The sequence below is a fragment of the Escherichia sp. KTE52 genome (genome assembly GCF_000408325.1).
Taxonomy (GTDB): Bacteria; Pseudomonadota; Gammaproteobacteria; order Enterobacterales; family Enterobacteriaceae; genus Escherichia; species Escherichia marmotae.
In genome coordinates this window covers 442584-465113 of record NZ_KE138680.1, presented here as the reverse complement: position 1 = coordinate 465113, position 22530 = coordinate 442584, and the positions used below count along the sequence as shown (strand labels likewise).

The 22530-nt window shown below is 49.1% G+C and carries 22 protein-coding genes and 1 riboswitch; of the genes, 11 read left to right on the top strand and 11 right to left on the bottom strand.

The window, feature by feature from the left end:
- Nucleotides 1-49 precede the first annotated feature (49 nt).
- Entirely contained in the window at nucleotides 50-1711 is a 1662-nt protein-coding gene (locus A1SC_RS09415; RefSeq protein ID WP_000341014.1) for a flotillin family protein, read from the bottom strand.
- Between the two features lie 26 nt (nucleotides 1712-1737).
- Nucleotides 1738-2367, bottom strand: a complete 630-nt coding sequence (locus tag A1SC_RS09420) for an OB-fold-containig protein (protein ID WP_016262564.1) — start codon at nucleotides 2365-2367, stop codon at nucleotides 1738-1740.
- 268 nt (nucleotides 2368-2635) lie between these two features.
- Here A1SC_RS09420 and glgS point away from each other — a divergent pair, with 268 nt between their 5' ends.
- Nucleotides 2636-2836 carry a cell surface composition regulator GlgS gene (gene glgS / locus A1SC_RS09425; protein WP_001517115.1) on the top strand — a complete coding sequence of 67 codons (201 nt, stop codon included), beginning with the start codon at nucleotides 2636-2638 and terminating at the stop codon, nucleotides 2834-2836.
- 33 nt (nucleotides 2837-2869) lie between these two features.
- Here the strand turns inward: glgS and ubiK are convergent, their stop codons facing one another.
- A complete protein-coding gene (gene ubiK / locus A1SC_RS09430; protein ID WP_001517114.1) occupies nucleotides 2870-3169 on the bottom strand; it encodes a ubiquinone biosynthesis accessory factor UbiK in 300 nt (99 codons plus the stop codon).
- Nucleotides 3170-3291: 122 nt separating this feature from the next.
- Nucleotides 3292-3440: riboswitch (FMN riboswitch) on the top strand.
- 103 nt (nucleotides 3441-3543) lie between these two features.
- On the opposite strand from ubiK, the gene ribB reads away from it, so the two are divergent.
- Together ribB and yqiD are read left to right on the top strand one after the other, a co-directional pair.
- A complete protein-coding gene (ribB, locus tag A1SC_RS09435) occupies nucleotides 3544-4197 on the top strand; it encodes a 3,4-dihydroxy-2-butanone-4-phosphate synthase (RefSeq protein WP_001076995.1) in 654 nt (217 codons plus the stop codon).
- A gap of 262 nt (nucleotides 4198-4459) precedes the next feature.
- Nucleotides 4460-4630 carry a protein YqiD gene (gene yqiD / locus A1SC_RS26055; RefSeq protein WP_000469265.1) on the top strand — a complete coding sequence of 57 codons (171 nt, stop codon included), beginning with the start codon at nucleotides 4460-4462 and terminating at the stop codon, nucleotides 4628-4630.
- A 57-nt stretch (nucleotides 4631-4687) separates the two neighbouring features.
- On the opposite strand, the gene zupT is transcribed toward yqiD, so the two are convergent.
- Nucleotides 4688-5461, bottom strand: a complete 774-nt coding sequence (gene zupT / locus A1SC_RS09445; RefSeq protein ID WP_000115865.1) for a zinc transporter ZupT — start codon at nucleotides 5459-5461, stop codon at nucleotides 4688-4690.
- Nucleotides 5462-5603: 142 nt separating this feature from the next.
- On the opposite strand from zupT, the gene ygiD reads away from it, so the two are divergent.
- Complete coding sequence (gene ygiD, locus A1SC_RS09450) at nucleotides 5604-6392, top strand: 4,5-DOPA-extradiol-dioxygenase (RefSeq protein WP_024214630.1); 789 nt, start codon at nucleotides 5604-5606, stop codon at nucleotides 6390-6392.
- A 48-nt stretch (nucleotides 6393-6440) separates the two neighbouring features.
- Here the strand turns inward: ygiD and dsbI are convergent, their stop codons facing one another.
- From dsbI to tolC, 6 genes are all read right to left on the bottom strand, one after another.
- Entirely contained in the window at nucleotides 6441-7112 is a 672-nt protein-coding gene (gene dsbI, locus A1SC_RS09455) for a protein-disulfide oxidoreductase DsbI (RefSeq protein WP_016262562.1), read from the bottom strand.
- Nucleotides 7113-7126: 14 nt separating this feature from the next.
- Entirely contained in the window at nucleotides 7127-7795 is a 669-nt protein-coding gene (locus A1SC_RS09460) for a thiol:disulfide interchange protein DsbA/DsbL (protein ID WP_000040026.1), read from the bottom strand.
- A 17-nt stretch (nucleotides 7796-7812) separates the two neighbouring features.
- A complete protein-coding gene (locus A1SC_RS09465; protein WP_016262561.1) occupies nucleotides 7813-9609 on the bottom strand; it encodes an aryl-sulfate sulfotransferase in 1797 nt (598 codons plus the stop codon).
- A 483-nt stretch (nucleotides 9610-10092) separates the two neighbouring features.
- A complete protein-coding gene (locus tag A1SC_RS09470; protein WP_000442874.1) occupies nucleotides 10093-11253 on the bottom strand; it encodes a glutathionylspermidine synthase family protein in 1161 nt (386 codons plus the stop codon).
- A gap of 5 nt (nucleotides 11254-11258) precedes the next feature.
- Nucleotides 11259-11930 (bottom strand): DUF1190 family protein, encoded by a 672-nt coding sequence (locus tag A1SC_RS09475; protein ID WP_000831543.1) that lies wholly within the window; start codon nucleotides 11928-11930, stop codon nucleotides 11259-11261.
- Nucleotides 11931-12077: 147 nt separating this feature from the next.
- The gene (gene tolC / locus A1SC_RS09480) at nucleotides 12078-13559 is read right to left on the bottom strand and encodes an outer membrane channel protein TolC (RefSeq protein ID WP_016262560.1); all 1482 of its coding nucleotides are present in this window, start codon (nucleotides 13557-13559) and stop codon (nucleotides 12078-12080) included.
- A gap of 204 nt (nucleotides 13560-13763) precedes the next feature.
- Between tolC and nudF the strand changes: the two genes are divergently transcribed.
- The 5 genes from nudF to parE are packed head-to-tail and all read left to right on the top strand — an operon-like array spanning nucleotide 13764 to nucleotide 18170.
- Nucleotides 13764-14393 (top strand): ADP-ribose diphosphatase, encoded by a 630-nt coding sequence (gene nudF, locus A1SC_RS09485; RefSeq protein ID WP_016262559.1) that lies wholly within the window; start codon nucleotides 13764-13766, stop codon nucleotides 14391-14393.
- Complete coding sequence (locus tag A1SC_RS09490) at nucleotides 14394-14816, top strand: DUF1249 family protein (RefSeq protein WP_000833390.1); 423 nt, start codon at nucleotides 14394-14396, stop codon at nucleotides 14814-14816. It begins immediately after the preceding gene.
- Between the two features lie 24 nt (nucleotides 14817-14840).
- Nucleotides 14841-15668: a 3',5'-cyclic-AMP phosphodiesterase gene (gene cpdA, locus A1SC_RS09495; RefSeq protein ID WP_000444754.1), complete on the top strand. Its 828-nt coding sequence runs from the start codon at nucleotides 14841-14843 to the stop codon at nucleotides 15666-15668.
- Nucleotides 15668-16249 (top strand): esterase YqiA, encoded by a 582-nt coding sequence (gene yqiA, locus A1SC_RS09500; RefSeq protein ID WP_000105733.1) that lies wholly within the window; start codon nucleotides 15668-15670, stop codon nucleotides 16247-16249. Before cpdA ends, yqiA begins: the two co-directional genes overlap by 1 nt.
- A 28-nt stretch (nucleotides 16250-16277) precedes the next feature.
- Nucleotides 16278-18170, top strand: coding sequence for a DNA topoisomerase IV subunit B (parE, locus tag A1SC_RS09505; RefSeq protein ID WP_000195279.1), 1893 nt, complete (start codon nucleotides 16278-16280; stop codon nucleotides 18168-18170).
- Between the two features lie 55 nt (nucleotides 18171-18225).
- Here parE and A1SC_RS09510 read toward each other — a convergent pair whose 3' ends face one another.
- Nucleotides 18226-20367 carry a TonB-dependent siderophore receptor gene (locus tag A1SC_RS09510; RefSeq protein ID WP_016262558.1) on the bottom strand — a complete coding sequence of 714 codons (2142 nt, stop codon included), beginning with the start codon at nucleotides 20365-20367 and terminating at the stop codon, nucleotides 18226-18228.
- Between the two features lie 373 nt (nucleotides 20368-20740).
- Between A1SC_RS09510 and A1SC_RS09515 the strand changes: the two genes are divergently transcribed.
- Nucleotides 20741-21550, top strand: a complete 810-nt coding sequence (locus A1SC_RS09515) for an ABC transporter ATP-binding protein (RefSeq protein WP_000940884.1) — start codon at nucleotides 20741-20743, stop codon at nucleotides 21548-21550.
- Entirely contained in the window at nucleotides 21547-22530 is a 984-nt protein-coding gene (locus A1SC_RS09520; RefSeq protein WP_001517111.1) for a FecCD family ABC transporter permease, read from the top strand. The genes A1SC_RS09515 and A1SC_RS09520 overlap by 4 nt, the downstream gene beginning before the upstream one ends.

Here is a 22530-nt window from a genome sequence, read left to right as displayed (position 1 = left end):
TATAAAAAATCCCCGGCTTTTTGAGCCAGGGATGTGAATATAAGAAGATTTATTCTACTTTATCTGCGACGGGAATCGATGAAGCCAATGGTGAAGTCAGTGCCGCCAGCGAACCGCCTGAAACACCGATTTCATTAAGTAGAGAGTCAATAAGCGGTGCCTGTGTACGGTAAGAAAGAGCGGCTGATAATGCCTGCTCCGCCAGGTTTCCTCCGCCAACGCTGCCTGATGTCGCATCACCCGCAGCGCCGCCACGATTCAAGCCATCGACCTGAATAATCTTGATACCGTCAATAGACTTCATCGGCTCAACGGATTTCTCGATTACAGCAGGCAGAGACTGCAATAGTGCCAGCTTGAATTTAAGGCTGGTTTGTTCGTCAGAAAGTACGTTGATGGCGTCGTTCAACGCTCGTTGCGCTTCTGCTTCTGCCAGGCCTTTTTTACGCGTAGCTTCGGCTAACTCAACAATGGCTGCCGCCTGCATTTCTGCAGCTTCTTTCTCTGCTTTCGCCCGCACGGTCAGTTCAACTGCTTTGGTTTCCGCATCCTGTGCTGCTGCAATCAGCGCTACCTGCTTGGCACGGTCAGCTTCGGCGGTCTGACGTGTCGTTTCTACGTTTTGCTGGGCGCTTACTGCTTCTGCTAAAGCCAGATTGGCACGGGCTTCTGCCTGCGATTGTTGTTCCGATTTGGCCGCAATGGCGATCGATTTCGTTTGGTTGGCGATTTCGGTGACTTGTTGCTGTTCGATTTCTTTAATGCGAACTTCACGTTCAGCCTCAACTTTTCTGGAGCGGACGGCCTGCTCGCGGTCGATTTCGGTTTCCTGAATCTGACGTTCAGCAAGAATACGCGTTTGCTCTGCTTCACGCCGACGTTCAGCTTCAAAAGCAGCAATTTTTGCGTTCTGCTCGGCAGTGCGGGTTTTCACCTGCTGCTCCTGCTCAAGGGTCATAAACGCTTCTTGCTGTTCAATTTCCAGCTTCCGCGACAGCGCATCACGGTTTTTTTCACGAACCGCAACTTCTACATCTTGTTCAACCTCGTTACGTTCGCGGCGGCGACGTTCTGTTTCCTGGGTCAGCTTGGTCAAACCCTCAGCGTCAAAGGCATTATTCGGGTTGAAATGTTCTTTGGAGGTCTGGTTAAAGTTGGTGAGTGACACGCTTTCCAGTTCCAGGCCGTTTTTCGATAAGTCTTCTGCAACGGTATTTTGCACTCCCTGAACGAAGTTTTCGCGCGTATCTTGCAACTCATGCATCGTCATTTGTGCCGCTGTCGCACGTAGGGCATCGACGAATTTATCTTCGACCAGCATACGTAAATCTTCAGGCGACAGAGTGCGTTGCCCCAGCGTCTGAGCTGCGGTGGCAATTCCTTCAACTGAAGGTTTTACGCGCACAAAGAAAGCGACAACCACATCGACGCGCATACGGTCTTTCGTGATCAGACTATCAATTGTCGAGCGACTGACTTCCAGTTTCAATGTATTCATATTGATGGGGATTATTTCATGGAAGATAGGCATAACAATTGCGCCGCCGCTCATGACTACTTTTTGCCCGCCTAATCCGGTACGGACAAATGCCTGCTCGGCGGATGCCCGACGATAAAGCCGCGCGAAAATAATACCGATAATAAATAGAATGCATACGGCAACAATCGCGGTAAACATCCATGACGGAACTAAGTTGACAATATCATCCATTATTAAATTTCCTTTTAATTAAATAATTACAATATGTTTGGCCAGGGATTTTTTTCAGCCAAATACCGCGTTGTAGAAAGTCGACAAATAATTAATACTTTATCGCCTTTATTGAAGAATATCCCTTTTTCGGGTTCCAGTAATAAATAGTGTATTTGACCAAATTGATCAGTGAGTTTTCCTTCACAGGGTTTTCCGGAAGAGGCCTGATGACCAGTAATTAATGCCATGCAGCCAATATATTCTTCTTCTGTAATGGCAGTACTATGGTCGCGAGGGATCCAGGGCACAATCACCTTGCCGGTATAATGCACCATGATAATTGTGAGCAGTAAACTAACTGGAACTACGAACAGGTTTGGGAGTGGTGTTTGCCAGAGCATGACACAGACATGCTGAAGAAGAATGCCAATGAGGCCAAAAAAGCCTGCCAACAGACAGAGGACGACGAGGGCTGGCAGTTTTCCAATATTGAGATAATGAAGTGCCTGGCTAATATTACCTGTGGTTATGGAATCGTAATGATCAAGATGTGCATCAAGAGCGCCGGAGAGCATATGGCCACAGATAATGGCAATAATTTCCAACAAACCGATCAATAGTACAAAGGAAATAGCAAAAAGATAAGGTGCGTTATAGTCGGTAAATAAAATCATCTGTCACTCCATCGTCCATTCAGTGACGCATTGTTTACAATGGTATTGTTTCCTTTCTTACATTTGCCTTTGCTAATAATAACATGTGTTAGTGATGTTTTAAAAGGGGAAGTCCATTAATGTTATTTTTTATTTTTCGATAAAAAGTGTGATCCGAAACAATATATTTACGCACGTTATGTTTAAAGGCACTACACTGATTAAGGAATACTGAAATCAGCAAAAGCATATAGCCTTAAAAGGTATGCGATAACCGGAGGATGTGCTTATGGATCATAGTCTTAATTCTTTAAATAATTTCGATTTCCTGGCGCGTAGTTTTGCCAGAATGCATACTGAAGGCCGCCCGGTCGATATTCTGGCCGTCACCGGTAATATGGATGAAGAACATCGAACCTGGTTTTGCGCCCGCTATGCATGGTATTGCCAGCAGATGACACAGCCAAGAGAACTGGAATTAGAACATTGATATTACGGGCCATTTGGCCCGTTTTTGTTTATTTTATTCAGGCTTATCAACTGGTGGGATAGCTGGTGGAGATTGAGTTTCTGCTGTCGGGGTGCAGCGTGTTTCCAGTTCACTGATGCGCTGTTCCAGCAATGCCAGTTTCTCACGAGTCCGTAACAAGACCTGCGTCTGAACGTCGAATTCTTCACGGCTTACCAGATCGAGACGCGTCAACTGCGCTTGTAGGGTTTGGCGGATTTTCTTCTCCACATCTTCCCCGAACTCCCTGATTCCTTTAGGCATCGATTCGTGAACCTGGCGAGCGATTTGCTCAATTTTTTTCGGGTCAATCATTGTAGTTTCCCTGAACTGATAGGTATTGAGTAACATTGTAGTGCGATAAGAGACAGGCATAAACCAGAATTATGTGAACCTGCAGCGTTGCTGCCGCTAGCCATTAGCGTTATAGTGATCTCGCTTATTCTCAGGGCGGGGCGAAATTCCCCACCGGCGGTAAATCAACATAGTTGAAAGCCCGCGAGCGCTTTGGGTGCAAACTCAAAGGACAGCAGATCCGGTGTAATTCCGGGGCCGACGGTTAAAGTCCGGATGGGAGAGAGTAACGATTCTGTCGGGCATGGACCCGCTCACGTTATTTTGGCTGTATGCCGCCACTCCTAAGACTGCCCTGATTCTGGTAACCATAATTTTAGTGAGGTTTTTTTACCATGAATCAGACGCTACTTTCCTCTTTTGGTACGCCTTTCGAACGTGTTGAAAATGCACTGGCAGCGCTGCGTGAAGGACGCGGTGTAATGGTGCTTGATGACGAAGACCGTGAAAACGAAGGCGATATGATCTTCCCGGCAGAAACCATGACCGTTGAGCAGATGGCGCTGACCATCCGCCACGGTAGCGGTATTGTGTGCCTGTGCATTACCGAGGATCGCCGTAAACAACTTGATCTGCCAATGATGGTAGAAAATAACACCAGTGCCTATGGCACCGGTTTTACCGTAACCATTGAAGCTGCTGAAGGTGTGACTACCGGTGTTTCTGCTGCTGATCGTATTACGACCGTTCGTGCCGCCATTGCCGATGATGCGAAACCCTCTGACCTCAATCGTCCGGGTCACGTATTTCCATTGCGTGCACAGGCGGGTGGTGTACTGACTCGCGGTGGTCATACTGAAGCGACCATCGATCTGGTGACGCTGGCAGGCTTTAAACCAGCAGGTGTGCTGTGTGAATTGACTAATGATGATGGCACTATGGCGCGTGCGCCAGAATGCATTGAATTTGCCAATAAACACAATATGGCGCTGGTCACCATTGAAGATTTGGTGGCGTATCGTCAGGCACATGAGCGTAAAGCTAGCTGAAAACGGCTGCTTAAACTGGCGCGATAATCAAAGAAACCGAAGCGGTAGCAGGCTTCGGTTTTATTTTGTCTTCACCTGACGGAATGTAAATATCCCCTCTTTTTCTATGAAAAAATTTCACTGATATCAGCCAACCTTTTTCATTATGATCAAAATCATATATTTGTTCCGTTATTATGCGACCATATGAATATATCCGAAAAGGGTATGTGAAATTTATGCGCCAAATGTTTAGTATTGTTAAATATTAAGGGTAAAAAGGATGTTTATCGCCTGGTACTGGATTGTATTGATTGCGCTGGTTGTAGTGGGTTATTTCCTGCATTTGAAACGTTATTGTCGGGCTTTTCGCCAGGATAGAGACGCACTGCTGGAAGCGCGAAACAAATACTTAAACAGTACGAGAGAAGAGACGGCCGAAAAGCTAGAATAGGGCTTTATGGGAGCCAGCAGATGTTGTCCATGTACAGGACAACATCTGAAATTGTTTTTAGCCAATTCCTGCCGTTTGTAGCAGCACTAAACTGAATCCCATCACTGACATTCCGCATAGCACGCCATAGCTCGGGTTATTATTGGGGTCTATCTCTTTCGCTAACGGCATTAATTCGTCAACAGAGAGCGCCACCATAATCCCAGCCACCGCCGCCATAATTGCCGCCATAACGACGGGTGAAATCATGCTGCCGAGGATCAACCACGCCAGAATGCCGCCGAGTATTTCCGCCAGCCCAGAAATTCCCGCCCACAGAATCGCTGTTCGTTTTGACCCCGTAGCTGCATAAACAGGACCCGCCACTGCCAGACCTTCAGGAATATTGTGTAATGCAACGGCCAGCGCGATGCCAAAGCCCAGTTCCAGATTGCTGCTTGCCGTTACAAAGGTAGCGATACCTTCCGGGAAGTTATGCAGACTGATGCCAAGAGTGAGCAGAATGGCAGTACGCTTGATCGATTTTGGTAACGGTTGCACCGATTTTTGCATTAAATCCTGCGGATGCGCATGCGGTAACATACGGTCCAGACCAAAATAGCCCAGCAGACCAAAGATAAACATCCCATAGCCCAGAACAGGGGACATCCCTTCAGCGGCTAATGCGGCAGGTAGCATCTCCATCAATGAGATAAGCAACATGATCCCCGCTGCAAATCCTAGCGAAAACGCCAGTAGCCGGTTCGAGGGTTTTTGCCCGAGAACGCCGAGAAACGCGCCAATAAACGTGGCTGCCCCCGCCAGTATGGTCAGAATGAGAGGTACTGACATCGACTACTCCTTATAAATCTTCACCTTCAGGCGGATCTTCAAAATAACTGATGATGATCATCATTGTTATCCGGGTTCTTACTCCGCCGAACAAGCGTATTGTGAGGATATCAAAATGACACCTTTAGTTAAGGATATCATCATGTCTTCAACACGTATGCCAGCATTGTTTTTAGGTCACGGTAGCCCGATGAACGTGCTGGAAGATAATCTATATACCCGTAGCTGGTACAAGTTGGGGATGACGTTACCGCGCCCGAAAGCGATTGTTGTGGTTTCGGCTCACTGGTTTACCCGGGGAACAGGAGTTACTGCGATGGAAGCGCCGCCCACTATTCATGACTTTGGTGGCTTTCCGCAGGCGCTTTACGACACTCATTACCCGGCTCCAGGATCGCCAGCATTGGCGCAACGTCTGGTTGAATTGTTAGCGCCAGCCCCTGTCACGTTGGATCAAGAAGCCTGGGGTTTTGATCACGGTTCGTGGGGCGTGCTGATTAAGATGTATCCGCAAGCTGATATTCCGATGGTGCAGTTGAGTATCGATAGTACTAAACCCATCGCCTGGCATTTCGAAATGGGGCGTAAACTGGCGGCGCTGCGCGATGAAGGAATAATGTTAGTCGCCAGCGGCAATGTGGTGCATAACCTTCGCACAGTAAAATGGCATGGCGACAGCTCACCGTATCCGTGGGCGATGTCGTTCAATGAGTATGTGAAAGCGAATTTAACGTGGCAAGGGCCAGTGGAACAGCATCCTCTGGTGAACTACCTGGACCATGAGGGCGGGGCGTTATCGAACCCAACACCGGAACACTATCTACCGCTTTTGTATATTTTAGGCGCATGGGATGGGCAAGAGGCAATTACCATTCCAGTCGATGGCATAGAAATGGGAAGTTTAAGTATGCTATCGGTGCAGGTAGGTTAATAGATGAAGAAAACCGAAGCCAAATTGTTGGCTTCGGTTTGCATTACCTTACTTTCTCAGCAGTTTAAGTCCCCACGCACCGCTCATCACCAGTAGCAGCAACAAACAGAGACCAAAAGCCAACATACAGGCCTGTGCCATGTTCATAAAGTGCCACGGTGGTAGCAGATACCAACCTTCAGATTGCTGATACATCTCCACAAACCACTGCTGCATACTGCTCAGTGTGACGCCATCAGGAACGATTGGCGCATCATAGCCGCAATCCCCGGTAGGCTTGAACCAGTTTGGAGCCCATTGTGCCAGCGGCAGATTAAAGGGAAAAGTGGGATCGGTCGAGCAACCCTGTACGCCAAACAGTGAATCGGGATCCGGGTTATGCACTGCATGATGGATATCGTTCAGTTTGAGCGAAAACTTCAGTCCCATAATGCTGCCGTAAAAGGCCATCACACAGCCAATCAACTTAAGGACGATATTCTTCGGATTAATCGCCGCAACCAATCCACCAATAACCATCACAAACATGGCGTAGCGAATGTAAACACACTGCTCACAGGGTGCCATGTAGAGATAGATCTGGAAGAAAGAGTGCGCCAGGATAATCAGCGCGCCCATCGCAACAGCCATTAACAACCATAAAAAGCGTTGTTCCTGCCATCTTACCAGCGTGTTCACCGGTGAAGTGCTAAGGTCTTTCCACATTCCCTTAATACCCATAGCCTGTTTCCCTGTTATTTGCTTGCTAACTCACGGATAAGGTCTGCCATAGCGTCGATAGATTTAATGCTCTTGGTATAGATCAAGTATTTACCATTGACGACATAGGCCGGAACGCCCTGAATTTTGGCTACGTCATAGGCCGCTTTCCATTTTTCCAGTGTTTCCTGTACCGCAGGCTCTTTCAGTGCGGCGTCAAAATCCGCCTGGCTCATACCTGCGGCATCCAGACCGGTTTTGATAAAAGCAGCCGGATCTTTACCGTCAGACCAGCGTTCTTTTTTGTCGTGATAAGCCGCGTAGTAAGCAAACTTGGCTTTCTTAAACTGCGAGTTAGCATCAAATAAAGAAATGCCGGCCGCTTTATCTTTATTAATCAATACTGCAAAGACTTCGCTTGCCTGCTTACCGTATTCACCTTTGGTTTCCAGATGGAATGGGGTAAAAGCGACGACATCCTTCACTTTCTCCGATACCGGGCCGGTAACTGCTTTGTCATATTTGTAGCAGAACGGGCAGGCATAGCTGAAAACCTTGATCAGCGTTTTGTCGGCGTTCGGAATGGGTTTTTCCAGAACCATATAATCCGTGCCTTCGGTGAAGGCGGAAGCAGTAAATGAAACCGCCAGGGTAGCGGTAAGTAGCACGCTTTTAAGCAGTGATGAGATCCCTAATTTCGACATTTTTATTCCCTTCTTAATTATTTAAACATCTGTTTTGGATGGACTAACAGCGCGCGATAGTGAGTCTGGTTGGGTTTATCAGACAGCACGTCGATTTCCACTTTTACTTCTTTGGTTTTGTAGTCGATTTCGTTCAACTTACCGACGGTAGGCTGACCGACGTCGAACAGATGAATGGAACCGCCGAAGCCGAACATGGTGTTACGGTCGGCCTGATATTCGATGATGGAGGTGATTGGGCTATAGAAATCGTAACCGCGTTCTTTACCGTATTCCCAAACTTGCTGAACAGTACCTTTCTTCTCATCAATCTTATATTCCACGAAGCGTGAATATTTCATGGTCGGTAAGGCGGGCTGTTCCAGATGGCGACCGTCGCCATTATCAAAGATAGTGAGCGTACCTTTGCTGGAGATCCATGCGGTATGTTGGGTGTAGGTGAAGTCGAAATCCGAGTTTTCACATAAGCCATTTTCGTTACAGGCGATAGGTTTACCATTGGCATCCACAGGTTTCAGCAGTTTGCTGGCCAGCGGTTTTTCCCAGCCTTTGGATGGTGCAAGGATCCATTTCACTTGCTTATCACGACCAATCTTCACTACGCCCTGATGACGAGAGGAGAGAATAATTGAGTCATCTTTGGCGTCATATGCGATGGAGTTAACGTGCGCCCAGTTACGGCCTGGTCCTACACCCAGAGCGTCACCGAACGGTGTATCCGGTTCCAGTTTTGCCTGCTGACCCGCGTGGGCCAGATCAACGTTAACGCAAACTGCGCCGGCATCCAGGGCGCCAAGCAGAGCATCACGTTTCGGATCGAGGATCTTTGTCAGATCCCATACATCGACAACGCGACCCGATTTATCGACTTCAAGAATGTGATCACGAATGGTCGTGACGTGTATGCCGTCATCGCGACGGTAGTTGCTCTTGCCTACGCGCAGCAGTACCGTGCCGTTAGGCGTCTCAATGGATTCATGGGTAGCGTCAGCGAATCCACGCGGCAGTTTGTGATCTTCCAGCACCTGGCCCATCATGTCGAACTCATACCAGTGCTGGCCTTGTACTGCGGTAAAGGTGCCACGCGGTGTTTCGCGGATACCCATCAGATAACCACGTTTGTTGATGTTGCGGTCACGGCCATCATAGAAGGTGTCTTGATCCAGCCACCAGCGATATTCACCTTCGGTATCGACAATGAAGGTAAAGGGGGCGATATCAAAAGGCAGTGCACCGGTTGCCGGGCCTGCATCGAGGATACCGGCATTTTTATCTTTTTCGCCGTGCCAGTGGAGATCGGAACCTTGTGCGGTAAAGGTATGGGTATTAACCAGATAGAGGCGGTCTTCAAAACCGGGGGCGACTTTAACAACTTTGGTCTGCTGTAGATCGGAGATGGAGCGGTTATCCATGTAATTGTTGACGATGGCTGAAGTCTGCACCACGTAGTCATCTTTCATGGCTTTGCCGTTTTCTTTCCATTCAATGGTCACTTTGTTTGCAAATTTCTGATAAAGACCAAAAATCGGTACGCCATCATAAGTTTTTAGTGACTCCTGACCCACGGGATAGCTGATTTCAACGCCTTTTTCGCCCTTACCGTGGACGGTAACTTTGACGTCTGAAATGACGTGACTGTCTAAATTAACCACAGCGGTCAGAGGTGCATTACCGTAGGGATCAACGATGACAGCACCGAGTTGCCCGGCTGGTGGCGCTGGTTTAAAACCTGCAGCCATCACGCCAGTTGCAGATAAACCCAGAGCTAATGCCACAGTTCCGGCTACCAGTGTTTTTCTGTATTTATCAAACATGGATATATCTCCTTATATAACGCAAATATATAATAATGATGAATATCGACTGTTGAGATAGGACTAATAAATTCATTTTATGAATGAAGATGCAGGTTAAATAAATAGTGAGAATGTTTTTGTTGTTTTTTAATATATTGTCATTCTCTGAAATGAATATTTATCTTTAATGGATAGTAGGGTGGCGATATATCAATAACAATATTCAATATTGTGTAGTGTGATCTCTGCGGCATTGTTTTTTTATTATTAAATCAAATTTTAATGTGATAAAAACAAAATATTTAAGGAATATCAGTGGCTTGTATTGTGATTTCTTTACTTGTTTTAATTACAAAACCGTCTGTATATGACGATTTAACATTAGATTGATTATTAATGTTAAATAAAATGTAGAGATGTATGTGGTTATATATTGATTGGAGTTATGAATTGCGGATTAATAATGAATTGCCCCGGTTATCGGGGCAATTTTAAGCAGTATTATTCAACAAAAATATGGGGGTAGAAGCGAGACATATCCTGGGTGATCAATGCACGGTCTTCACGAATGCCAATTCCGGCAGGTTGATCGTTCACCAGCCAGCTTCCAATCAGCATATAGCTGTCGCCAAATTTCGGCAGCGGATGGAATTGCTGAACAATCATTCCTTCTTCGCCATACGGGCCTTCCGCCGCTTCAATGGTTTTACCGTTCTCAATGATCGACACGTTTGCACCTTCACGTGAGAAGATCGGCTTAACCACATATTTTTCCATTTGCGGATGATCATCTTCCGCAAAATAAGCGGGCAACAGGTTCGGGTGATTCGGGAACATCTCCCACAGCAGTGGCAGAAGCGCCTTGTTGGAGATAATGCTCTTCCACGCCGGTTCCAGCCAGCGTACGCCAGCATCTTCCAGCTTGGTAGAGAACATTTCGCGCAGCATAAATTCCCACGGATATAGTTTGAACAGGTTAGCGATGACCTGATCCTGTAAATCCGTGAACTGACCTTTTTCACCTAAACCGATATCGTCGATATACAGAAACTCGGTAGCGATTTCAGCTTCGGTCGCGCAGTCCTGCAAATACTGAATAGTGCCGCGATCTTCCACCGTGTCGCGACAGCAGGTGAGATGCAGCAACTGAAAGCCATACTGTTCACGTAGCTCGGCAAAGCGATCAATCAGCTTTTCTTGAAGGCTATTAAACTGATCGCTGCCTTCCGGCAGGTTGCCAGCGTTAAGCTGATCTTCCAGCCAGAGCCACTGAAAGAACGCTGCTTCATACAGTGATGTTGGCGTATCAGCGTTATTTTCCAGTAACTTAGGTTCGCCTGTACCGTCCCACGCCAGATCAAGACGTGAATAAAGCGACGGCTGGTGGGTCAGCCATGACTGACGTACAAAGCTCCAGGTATGCTTTGGAATGCGGAATTTGGTCATCAGCTCATCGCTGGCGATCACTTTTTCCACCACTTTCAGGCACATCTGGTGCAGTTCGGCGGTAACTTCTTCCAGTTTTTCAACCTGGGCGAGGGTCAACTTGTAGTAGGCATCTTCACACCAGTACGGCTCGCCGTACATGGTGTGAAAATTGAAACCGTATTCGTGGGCTTTTTCGCGCCAGTCCGGGCGCTCGGTAATACTGACTCTTTCCATCGGTATTAACCACCCATTGAACGAGAAGAGGTGCCGGTTGCGCTACGCTGCATGGTGCTTTGTTTGGCAACAGACTCGCCAAAGCCGCCGCGGGTAACGGTGGTGGTGGTCGCTGGTTTTGGTGCCATTGCTGTTTTCGGTACGGTCATGGTGCGGCCTGGCTGGGCTGCGCCATAGTTTTTACCGGTTGCGTCGGTATATTTACCGTAAGCCGGGCTGGCAGGGTTCTTTGAGGAGAACAGCGGTTGCTGTGCAAAACCCGCTCCGCCGCCCATCAGACGACCCATCATGTAACCTGCCATTAGCGGCATCCAGAAGCTTCCGCTGGATTGCTGGGCCTGCGCCTGGTTTTCTGGTGCCATGCCTGCCTGGGCAGGTGCCTGCTGGCATTGACCTTCGCCAAATTCGGCAACACAGTCTTCACGGGTGGCGTATTTCGGCGCGGTACGTTCGGCTTCTTTCAGCGCATTGTTGTACGCGGTGGTGCATTCTGCGCTTTTGCCTGGGTTTGCGGCTGAACAATCATCAGCGTTTTGATACAGAGACACGGTCTCATCACTCTTTTCACAGCCCGCCAGCATAAAAACAGTGGCAACAGCAAGAGCGACAGGTGTCAGATGGCGTGCGCTCCAGTTTTTGCGGAACGATGCGTGGCGTATGGATTTTGTCCGTTTCATTTTTGTCTTCCGGGACCAGTGGTAAATACCCATCAGAATAGAGGATGGCTGGTCGAAATTGAAGCGAGAAGGGGGAAGAATGCGGCAGATAACCCGTATCTTTACGTTGCCTTACGTTCAGACGGGGCCGAAGCCCCGTCGTTGTCATCAGTTACGGAAAGGGTTATGACCGTTACTGGTGGAAGTGCGTGCGGATACCTGCTGAACGGCTGGTGCCGGGCTATCAGGTGCATAACCATCAGCGATAGCATTTTGTTCCGGCGTTTGCGGCGCGACGTTTTCCGGGTTAGTGGAAACCGGTTTGCTCAGCGCATTGTTCAATGCCAGCAGATCCTGCTCGTTCAACGTACCCAGAGCTGATTTAATATTCAACTGGTTAATCAGGTAGTTATAACGTGCATTCGCCAGTTCTTGCTTGGCGTTGTACAGCGTCGTGGTGGCGTCCAATACATCAACAATGGTACGCGTACCGACCGAGTATCCAGCTTCCATCGCGTCTAATGAGCTTTGGGCGGAAATAACGGCTTGTTTGTAAGCGTTAATGCTACTGATAGATGCATTAATGTTGTTGAAGGAGGAACGCACGGTTTGCACGACGCTACGGTGTGCGCTTTCCAGTTGCTCGCTGGCACCCACGAAGTTGTACTGCGCCTGTTTCACCTGCGAGTTAACCATTCCGCCCTGATAAATCGGCAGCGAGAAGCTCAGGCCCACTTTGTTCTGGCCCATATTGCTGTCGTCATACTGGCCTGCGGTCGTACCACGGGTTTTCGAACCACTGTAGGAGGTGTCAGAAATTCCGGTAGAGGCCGTTAAATCCAGAGTCGGTAAGTGACCATCCTGCGCCTGGCGAATTTGCTCGCGTGCCAGGTCCTGGCTCAAACGTGCCTGTAACAGCGACAGGTTACGCTTTTCAGCTTCTTTCAGCAGAGTGTTCACCGGCTGTGGTTTGTCGGTTTTAAAGTTTTCAACATTCAGCGCCGCCAGTTCCGGGTAGTAATTACCAGTGATCTGACGCAGTTGCTCAACGGCATTGTCGAGATTGTTACGTGCGGTCACTTCGTTTGCCAGCACGGTATCGTACTGTGCGCGGGCGTTCTGCACGTCGGTGATCGCCACCAGACCCACGTTAAAACGTTGGGTGGTTTGATCTAACTGACGGTAGATCGCTTCTTTTTGCGCCTGGGTATAGGAAAGAACGTCAATCGCATTCAACACGTTGAAATAAGCGGTCGCGGTGTTGAGGATCAGAGTTTGTTGATCGGTCTGGTAAGTGACGTCCTGAATTCCGGCCGCTTTTTCCTGCAAGGTCAGCGCACGCCATTTCGACATATCGAAAATGGACTGGGTCAACTGCAGGGACGCACTGGTCGCGTTAGAGTTGATGCCGTTCGCGTCGCGATAGCCGTTGCTGTAGGTGTAATCTGCACCTAAACCCAACTGTGGCAGTAATGGACTGCGCGCTTCATTAATTTTTTCAAAGGCAGCATCACGATCGGCGGCAGACTTACGCAATTCCGGGTTACTAAGGCGTGCTTGCTGATAAACTTGCATCAGGTTCTCGGCCTGGCTCAACGTACTGAACCCAGAAAGGCTCAGGCCGATAAGAATGGGGAGCAATTTCTTCATTTGCATTCCTTGTGGTGAAGCAGTATTTAGCGCGATCAAACTGTAAAATTATTGCGGATTCTAGCAGAAGCCGCCACCGCAAAAGGTTGGCGTTACGTGCCATAGGGCATTAATGTGCCTCAATTTAACACATGACCGCTCAAACGGCAGTCAAACGTCGCTGAAATTCACATTTAATTCACTATTAGTGTCAGGACATTAACAATGCTTAAGCCAGACAACCTGCCCGTTACATTTGGCAAAAACGATGTAGAAATTATTGCACGAGAAACACTTTATCGCGGCTTTTTTTCATTAGATCTTTATAGATTTCGTCATCGTCTATTCAACGGACAAATGAGTCATGAGGTCCGGCGGGAAATTTTTGAGCGCGGGCACGCCGCAGTCTTGCTACCCTTTGACCCAGTACGCGATGAAGTTGTGCTGATTGAGCAGATTCGGATTGCCGCCTATGACACCAGCGAAACGCCCTGGTTATTGGAAATGGTTGCCGGGATGATCGAAGAAGGTGAAAGCGTAGAAGATGTCGCCCGTCGCGAAGCGATTGAAGAGGCGGGACTGATAGTCAAACGGATCAAACCGGTGTTAAGTTTCCTGGCAAGCCCGGGCGGTACCAGTGAGCGTTCGTCAATTATGGTGGGCGAAGTGGACGCCACGGCCGCAAGCGGTATTCACGGTCTGGCTGATGAAAACGAAGATATTCGCGTTCATGTGGTAAGCAGGGCGCAGGCATACCGGTGGGTAGAAGAGGGGAAAATCGACAACGCAGCGTCGGTCATCGCTTTGCAATGGCTGCAACTGCATCATCAAGCGTTAAAAAATGAGTGGGCATAAATGAAGCGTTACACACCTGACTTTCCTGAAATGATGCGCCTGTGCGAGATGAACTTTTCACAATTGCGCCGTTTGTTGCCGCGCAATGACGCACCCGGCGAAACTGTAAGCTATCAGGTGGCAAACGCACAATATCGGTTAACGATTGTGGAATCGACCCGATACACTACCCTGGTGACAATTGAACAGATTGCACCTGCAATCAGTTACTGGAGCCTTCCGTCAATGACGGTGCGTCTGTATCATGACGCGATGGTGGCTGAAGTGTGTTCAAGTCAGCAGATTTTTCGCTTTAAAGCGCGGTATGATTATCCTAATAAAAAGTTGCATCAACGCGACGAAAAGCATCAAATTAATCAGTTTTTAGCGGACTGGTTGCGATACTGTTTAGCACATGGAGCGATGGCGATTCCGGTTTATTAGCGTCGTGAAACCTAAGGACACCATTTGGAAAGCCTGTTAACCCTTCCTCTGGCTGGTGAGGCCAGAGTCAGGATTTTACAAATTACCGACACTCACCTGTTTGCACAAAAGCACGAAGCCCTGCTGGGGGTAAACACCTGGGAGAGCTATCAGGCGGTGCTGGAGGCGATTCGCCCACACCAGCACGAATTCGACCTGATTGTCGCGACAGGTGATTTGGCACAGGATCAATCCTCTGCGGCCTATCAGCACTTTGCAGAAGGCATCGCAAGCTTTCGTGCGCCCTGCGTCTGGCTGCCGGGTAACCATGATTTCCAGCCTGCGATGTACAGCGCATTACAGGATGCGGGTATCTCCCCGGCGAAGCGTGTGTTTATTGGTGAGCAATGGCAAATCCTGATGCTTGATAGCCAGGTGTTTGGCGTACCGCACGGCGAGTTGAGCGAGTTTCAGCTTGATTGGCTGGAACGTAAACTGGCCGATGCGCCAGAACGTCATACTTTGCTGCTGCTGCACCATCATCCGTTGCCTGCGGGTTGTAGCTGGCTTGACCAGCACAGTCTGCGTAACGCGGGTGAACTGGATAACGTGCTGGTGAAGTTTCCGCACGTCAAATATCTGTTGTGCGGACATATCCATCAGGAACTCGATCTCGACTGGAATGGTCGCCGCCTGCTGGCAACGCCGTCAACCTGTGTGCAGTTTAAACCACACTGTTCCAACTTTACGCTGGACACTATTGCCCCAGGCTGGCGTACGCTGGAACTCCATGCCGATGGCACCCTGACTACCGAAGTGCACCGCCTGGCGGACACTCGTTTCCAACCAGATACCGCTTCAGAAGGCTACTGATGTCAACGCTTCTTTATTTGCATGGATTCAACAGTTCGCCGCGTTCAGCGAAAGCGAGCTTGTTGAAAAACTGGCTGGCGGAGCATCACCCTGACGTTGAGATGATTATTCCGCAGTTGCCGCCGTATCCTTCCGATGCGGCAGAACTGCTGGAATCCATTGTGCTGGAACATGGTGGTGATTCGCTGGGTATCGTTGGTTCGTCACTTGGGGGTTATTACGCTACCTGGTTGTCGCAATGTTTTATGCTGCCAGCGGTAGTGGTAAACCCGGCTGTGCGCCCGTTTGAACTGCTGACGGACTATCTCGGTCAGAACGAGAACCCCTACACCGGGCAGCAATATGTGCTAGAGTCACGCCATATTTACGATCTCAAAGTCATGCAGATTGACCCACTGGAAGCACCGGATCTTATCTGGCTGCTGCAACAGACGGGAGATGAAGTGCTGGATTACCGCCAGGCGGTGGCGTACTACGCCTCCTGCCGCCAGACTGTAATAGAAGGCGGCAACCACGCATTCACGGGCTTCGAAGATTATTTCAACCCGATCGTCGATTTTCTTGGTCTGCACCATCTCTGACGATCAACTCGAATTGCTAACTTAAACCATGACGCAAACTTATAACGCTGATGCCATTGAGGTACTCACCGGGCTTGAGCCGGTTCGCCGCCGCCCGGGGATGTATACCGATACCACTCGCCCAAACCATTTGGGGCAAGAAGTTATTGATAACAGTGTCGATGAAGCACTGGCCGGTCACGCAAAACGCGTGGACGTTATTTTACATGCTGACCAGTCGCTGGAGGTCATTGACGATGGCCGTGGAATGCCGGTGGATATTCACCCGGAAGAAGGTGTTCCGGCGGTAGAATTGATCCTCTGCCGTCTGCACGCGGGTGGTAAGTTCTCCAATAAAAACTATCAGTTCTCCGGCGGCCTGCACGGCGTGGGGATTTCGGTGGTTAACGCCCTGTCAAAGCGCGTAGAAGTCAACGTGCGCCGCGATGGCCAGATTTATAACATCGCGTTTGAAAATGGCGAAAAAGTACAGGATTTGCAGGTTGTCGGCACTTGCGGTAAACGCAATACCGGCACCAGCGTACATTTCTGGCCGGATGAAACCTTCTTTGACAGCCCGCGTTTTTCTGTTTCGCGCCTTACGCATGTGCTGAAAGCCAAAGCGGTACTGTGCCCCGGCGTTGAGATCACTTTTAAAGATGAGATCAACAATACCGAACAACGCTGGTGCTATCAGGACGGTCTGAATGATTACCTCGCGGAAGCGGTAAATGGCTTGCCGACGCTGCCGGAAAAACCGTTTATCGGTAATTTTTCTGGCGATACCGAAGCGGTGGACTGGGCGCTCTTGTGGCTGCCGGAAGGTGGCGAACTGCTGACCGAAAGCTACGTCAACCTGATCCCAACGATGCAGGGCGGGACGCACGTTAATGGTCTGCGTCAGGGCCTGCTGGACGCGATGCGCGAGTTCTGTGAATACCGCAACATTCTGCCGCGCGGCGTGAAACTGTCAGCGGAAGATATCTGGGATCGCTGCGCATATGTGCTGTCAGTAAAAATGCAGGATCCGCAGTTTGCCGGGCAGACCAAAGAACGTCTCTCTTCGCGTCAATGTGCGGCATTCGTTTCTGGCGTGGTGAAAGATGCGTTCACCCTGTGGTTGAACCAGAACGTCCAGGCTGCTGAATTGCTGGCGGAGATGGCGATTTCCAGCGCCCAGCGTCGTATGCGTGCGGCGAAGAAAGTGGTACGTAAAAAGCTGACCAGTGGCCCGGCGTTGCCTGGCAAACTGGCTGACTGTACCGCGCAGGATCTCAATCGTACCGAACTGTTCCTCGTGGAAGGTGACTCCGCAGGTGGATCTGCCAAGCAGGCGCGCGATCGTGAATATCAGGCGATCATGCCGTTGAAAGGTAAGATCCTTAACACCTGGGAGGTCTCTTCTGATGAAGTGTTGGCCTCGCAGGAAGTGCATGATATTTCAGTGGCGATCGGTATTGATCCTGACAGCGCCGACCTTAGCCAGTTGCGTTATGGCAAGATCTGTATCCTGGCGGATGCGGACTCCGATGGCCTGCACATTGCTACGTTGCTTTGCGCACTGTTTGTAAAGCACTTCCGCACGCTGGTGAAACACGGCCACGTTTACGTTGCTCTGCCACCGCTCTACCGCATTGACCTCGGGAAAGAGGTTTATTACGCGCTGACGGAAGAAGAAAAAGAGGGCGTGCTTGAGCAGTTAAAACGCAAAAAAGGCAAGCCTAACGTCCAGCGTTTTAAAGGTCTGGGCGAAATGAATCCGATGCAATTGCGCGAAACCACGCTTGATCCGAATACACGCCGTCTGGTGCAGTTAACCATCGATGATGAAGACGATCAGCGTACTGACGCGATGATGGACATGCTGCTGGCGAAGAAACGCTCGGAAGACCGCCGTAACTGGTTGCAAGAGAAAGGTGATATGGCGGAGATTGAGGTCTGATAATTCCCGCCAGGAGAATAAAATATAGCCCGGTAAACATACCGGGCTTTTTTTATCAAAATTCCATTTTCACCGTGAATTGCACTTCACGCGGATCGCCAATCTGATTACCCAGATTATTTGTGGCTATGGAAGAGGTGTAATACGTTTTATCAAACAGGTTTTTGACGTTTAATTGCAGAGTGACCGGATACTGCAATTTCATTTTATATGCGGCGAAGGCATCGGCAACGAAATAGCCCGGCAGATAGTAGTCAGCCCCATTGGTTGCTGAACGACGGCTTACGCCATGTCCGCCACCGCCAAACGTCAGCGTGTTATTGCCAGGCATATTATGAATGTCATAGGTCAGGAATAGCGAACCGGTATGACGAGGAACATTCGGCAATGGTTTTCCTGCATAATCAGGATCTTCCAGAACCTTAGCATCGGTATAGCCGTAGCTGGCAATAATATTAATATTTTCAGTTAATGCTCCCGCAAGGTCGACTTCTACCCCTCTTGAACGAACGCGGCCTGCCGTTTTGGCGATGGTTTCGTCACCAATACTTTCGGTATACAACACGTTGCGTTTATGGATATCAAACAGCGCAATATCTGCGGTTATACCATCGAACAGCTCGAATTTTGCCCCGACTTCGTAAGCATTAGATGATTCCGGGGGAAGATCGCCAATGTAGCTGGCAATTGACGATTGCGGCATAAATGTTTGCGAATAATTGGCAAATAAGGATACCGATGGCGTCAGTTTGTAGACCAACCCCAGTTTGGGAGTCCATTGCTCATCGCGGCTGTCAGTATTGACATTAAAAGGACGGCCTTTACCCGCATACTGCGTGTAATACTGATAGCGGATCCCGGCGACGGCAATCCAGTTATCGGTCAGATAGAGCGCGTCCTGAGCATAAGCTGAGTAGCTCTCCTGTTTGATCGTCTGATCACTGTCCGATGCCGAGACCGTTGTACATTTGCTGGTATTGCCATAAACAGGGTTGTAGATATTGAAATCTTTAGCGTTTTTACAGCGAATCATATCTGTGCGCAGAAGATCATAATATTCATATGACACCCCGCCCAGAATCTCATTATAGAATCCAGCGATATCGACATTCCCTTGCAGATCCGCACGAGTAGAATGCATGCGCTGAGTAGAGCCCTGAGTTGCATCAACACGCCGTGTCAGTGTTCCTGTTGTTGCATCATACGCGGTAACGCGAGCTTGATTATCGCTGTATTTATCCTGGCTGTAGCTGTAATCAAAGCGCGCAGTCCACTGGCTATTGAGATGATATTCTGCGTTGAGTTGCGCCAGATCGGACTGACCATCTGTAATATTAAACGGTTCGTCGAAACGTATTTTTCGATCAACGTTTACGGGCTGTTTCGTCGTAAGATCGAAAATTGTTCCGCGATCGAATGGCGTTTTATAGTCCCGATGTGAATAGAGCATGGTTACTGTTGCATTATCACCAAACCAGGTGAGTGATGGGGCAATAAATGTACTGCGCTCTTTACCGAAGTTCCGCCAGTAGTCTTCATCCTGCACTTCCCCCGTCAGGCGGTAGGCCAGTTGAGTGCCTTCAATGGGACCTGTGATATCAAGTTGCCCTGTACCACCACCAAAACTGGAGGACGTGGCTGAGACAGAACCATGGAACGTTTTTTCCGGGCGCTTTGTCACGACGTTAATCAGCCCACCAGGATCGAGAATGCCATACAGCGTGGAGGCCGGGCCTTTTAGCACTTCCACACGTTCTGTTGCGGCGTTGAAACTGCGAGGAAGTACGGTTCGCAGGCCGTTGGTCATGATGGAGCCATCCCGGTTTGCACCAAACCCACGACGTACAAAAGCGTCCTGAGTCCCGCCTAATGTATTGGTTTGCACCACGTTACTGACGTTATAAAGCGCCTCATCCAGCGTCGTCGCATGCTGATTTTCCAGAACTTGATCGCTAACCGTATTGACCACCTGCGGAATATCCAGCATCGGCATATCGGTTAATGTCGCCGTGGAGGTGCTCAGAGGCTGATAACCATCGGTCGCATCAGTTGCGGTATTCGCATCCGCGGTAACCGTGATGGTTTCGCCATCTTTGGTCGTTACAGTGTCTGTTGCATGAATCATCGGTGCCGCAAAGAGCAGTGAAAAGAGCGCCCGACCTTTGACTCCTGAGAATGAAGGTGTGAACTTAGCCATTTAGTCTTTTATCCCAAAAACTCGCGGATTGTCGCGAGTGAAAATTGTTTCTTGTTGCTCACTAAGCACTATCCGTTTGTTATTTCGCCATCGGATATGTAATTGAGAATCATTCAATCATGCAATAATGTAGTAGTAAATGAGAAATAACGAAAAAATGCTACAGGTGTTTTCACGATGATTTAATGCAGGTTGATTGTTTTTAACTCATTAATATTTAATGTTTTAATTTTTATTTTCAAAAAGATTTTACCTGTTATTTACCTTGTTTTTGTGAGGCTTTTAACTTCTTGACTACTACATTTTGTGGCGTCAAACTCTCAAAGGAGAATGAGTTTTATTTTTGTTTGTCTTTGATTAAGTTGGCGTACACGTGGCACATAACGCAAAAGGGCAGGGGCTGATCCTCGACAATGTTTCTGCCGGGTATCACAAGAACATCATTGTTGATGGTGTTTCTTTCTCCGTTCCCACAGAGAAAATGACCGTTCTGGTTGGGGCAAACGGCTGTGGAAAGTCGACGTTGCTCAGTACCATTGCGCGTATATTGCAACCCATGGGCGGCTCGATATTGCTTGATGGCAAAGCGATTCACGAGCAACCAACGAAAGCGTTATCCCGCAGACTTGGGATCTTACCGCAGTCGCCATTATTGCCGGAGGGCTTAACCGTTTACGAACTGGTGTCGCGCGGGCGCTTTCCCTGGCAGAATTTTATACGTCAATGGAGCGACGCTGACGAGCAGGCGGTAGAAGAGGCCCTGAAATTAACCGGTACGCAGGAGTTTGCGCATTTACCTGTTGAAAAACTCTCTGGTGGGCAGCGCCAGCGGTGCTGGATTGCGATGGTGTTGGCGCAAAAGACGCCTTATATCCTGCTGGATGAACCAACAACCTGGCTTGATTTACGTTATCAGGTTGAAATTCTTGAGTTATTACATGACTTAACGCGTCATCACGGGCGTACAGTCGTCGTGGTGTTGCATGATCTGAATTTTGCCGTCAATTATGGCGATACGCTGATATTTTTACGCCAGGGGAAAGTGGTGCGTGTGTTGAATGAGGGGGAGCATTGCACGCCTGAGCTGGTGAAAGCTGTCTTTGACGTTGATGTTCACGCATCAATAAATCCTCTGACGGGAAAACCGTTTTTCATGCCGTTTCGTGGTGTAGAAAAAGTATGATGCGCACGGGGCTGGTTACTGTTTTTTTCCTCACCTTACTGCTGGTGGGATGCGTTGTATATCCTGGGATTGGTGCCCGATTTATTGCACCACAAACGGTGTTGCAGGCATTTTTCCATTTTGAACCGCAAAACTTCGATCACAACGTGATTATAAGACTCCGTTTGCCGCGTTTGGCGGCAGCATTGCTTACTGGTGCTTCTCTTGGTGTTGCTGGCGCTTTGTTGCAGGCTGTCATTCGTAACCCATTGGGGGAGCCACATATTTTAGGCTTAAATGCCGGAGCCGCCCTGGCTGTCGTTGCTGCCAGTGCACTAGGACTGGCATTTCCTGTTGGGCGTCCATTGCTGGCATCAGCGGGAGGCGCGGTACTGTTCCTGCTGATATTGCTGCTCTCTTCCGCAGGACGTTCAGGGTTAACGCCAATGAAAGTTACCTTATGCGGCGTGGCGCTATCGGCGTTCGTTTCCTCAATAACGGCTGCAATCCTGATTCTTGACGAACAAACGTTGTTGGCGATGCGGACATGGTTAGCGGGTGATTTAGCGGGGTTGGATTGGGCGACGCTTGGTACATCTGCCTGGTTTTCTCTGGGGGGATTTGTATTAGCTCTTTATCTTGCGCCCTCTCTTAACATGTTGGCACTGGGCGATCGCATGGCGCAGGGCCTGGGCGTCTCGGTACTACGCACGCGAACATTCACTCTGATTGCGATCGCGTTGCTCTGTGGCGCGGCCGTATCGATTGCTGGCCCGATTGGTTTTGTCGGCTTGCTCGTACCGCAGATTGTCCGGCGTCTGGTATCAACGGATCTGCGCGTTCTGCTACCTCTTTCAGCTTGTGTCGGAGCTTTACTGCTATTACTGGCAGATATTATTGCCAGGACGCTTTTCACGCCCCATGAGCTGGCGACAGGTGTCATGACGGCATTAGTTGGTGCACCTGTTTTTGTCATTATGGCGACGAGGATGTTCAAATGA

What these genes read in the sequence shown, in the direction of transcription:
- A1SC_RS09415 (WP_000341014.1), bottom strand. Translation starts at nt 1,711, where the DNA reads ATGGATGATATTGTCAACTTAGTTCCGTCATGGATGTTTACCGCGATT.
- A1SC_RS09420 (WP_016262564.1), bottom strand. Translation starts at nt 2,367, where the DNA reads ATGATTTTATTTACCGACTATAACGCACCTTATCTTTTTGCTATTTCC.
- glgS (WP_001517115.1), top strand. Translation starts at nt 2,636, where the DNA reads ATGGATCATAGTCTTAATTCTTTAAATAATTTCGATTTCCTGGCGCGT.
- ubiK (WP_001517114.1), bottom strand. Translation starts at nt 3,169, where the DNA reads ATGATTGACCCGAAAAAAATTGAGCAAATCGCTCGCCAGGTTCACGAA.
- ribB (WP_001076995.1), top strand. Translation starts at nt 3,544, where the DNA reads ATGAATCAGACGCTACTTTCCTCTTTTGGTACGCCTTTCGAACGTGTT.
- yqiD (WP_000469265.1), top strand. Translation starts at nt 4,460, where the DNA reads ATGTTTATCGCCTGGTACTGGATTGTATTGATTGCGCTGGTTGTAGTG.
- zupT (WP_000115865.1), bottom strand. Translation starts at nt 5,461, where the DNA reads ATGTCAGTACCTCTCATTCTGACCATACTGGCGGGGGCAGCCACGTTT.
- ygiD (WP_024214630.1), top strand. Translation starts at nt 5,604, where the DNA reads ATGTCTTCAACACGTATGCCAGCATTGTTTTTAGGTCACGGTAGCCCG.
- dsbI (WP_016262562.1), bottom strand. Translation starts at nt 7,112, where the DNA reads ATGGGTATTAAGGGAATGTGGAAAGACCTTAGCACTTCACCGGTGAAC.
- A1SC_RS09460 (WP_000040026.1), bottom strand. Translation starts at nt 7,795, where the DNA reads ATGTCGAAATTAGGGATCTCATCACTGCTTAAAAGCGTGCTACTTACC.
- A1SC_RS09465 (WP_016262561.1), bottom strand. Translation starts at nt 9,609, where the DNA reads ATGTTTGATAAATACAGAAAAACACTGGTAGCCGGAACTGTGGCATTA.
- A1SC_RS09470 (WP_000442874.1), bottom strand. Translation starts at nt 11,253, where the DNA reads ATGGAAAGAGTCAGTATTACCGAGCGCCCGGACTGGCGCGAAAAAGCC.
- A1SC_RS09475 (WP_000831543.1), bottom strand. Translation starts at nt 11,930, where the DNA reads ATGAAACGGACAAAATCCATACGCCACGCATCGTTCCGCAAAAACTGG.
- tolC (WP_016262560.1), bottom strand. Translation starts at nt 13,559, where the DNA reads ATGAAGAAATTGCTCCCCATTCTTATCGGCCTGAGCCTTTCTGGGTTC.
- nudF (WP_016262559.1), top strand. Translation starts at nt 13,764, where the DNA reads ATGCTTAAGCCAGACAACCTGCCCGTTACATTTGGCAAAAACGATGTA.
- A1SC_RS09490 (WP_000833390.1), top strand. Translation starts at nt 14,394, where the DNA reads ATGAAGCGTTACACACCTGACTTTCCTGAAATGATGCGCCTGTGCGAG.
- yqiA (WP_000105733.1), top strand. Translation starts at nt 15,668, where the DNA reads ATGTCAACGCTTCTTTATTTGCATGGATTCAACAGTTCGCCGCGTTCA.
- parE (WP_000195279.1), top strand. Translation starts at nt 16,278, where the DNA reads ATGACGCAAACTTATAACGCTGATGCCATTGAGGTACTCACCGGGCTT.
- A1SC_RS09510 (WP_016262558.1), bottom strand. Translation starts at nt 20,367, where the DNA reads ATGGCTAAGTTCACACCTTCATTCTCAGGAGTCAAAGGTCGGGCGCTC.
- A1SC_RS09520 (WP_001517111.1), top strand. Translation starts at nt 21,547, where the DNA reads ATGATGCGCACGGGGCTGGTTACTGTTTTTTTCCTCACCTTACTGCTG.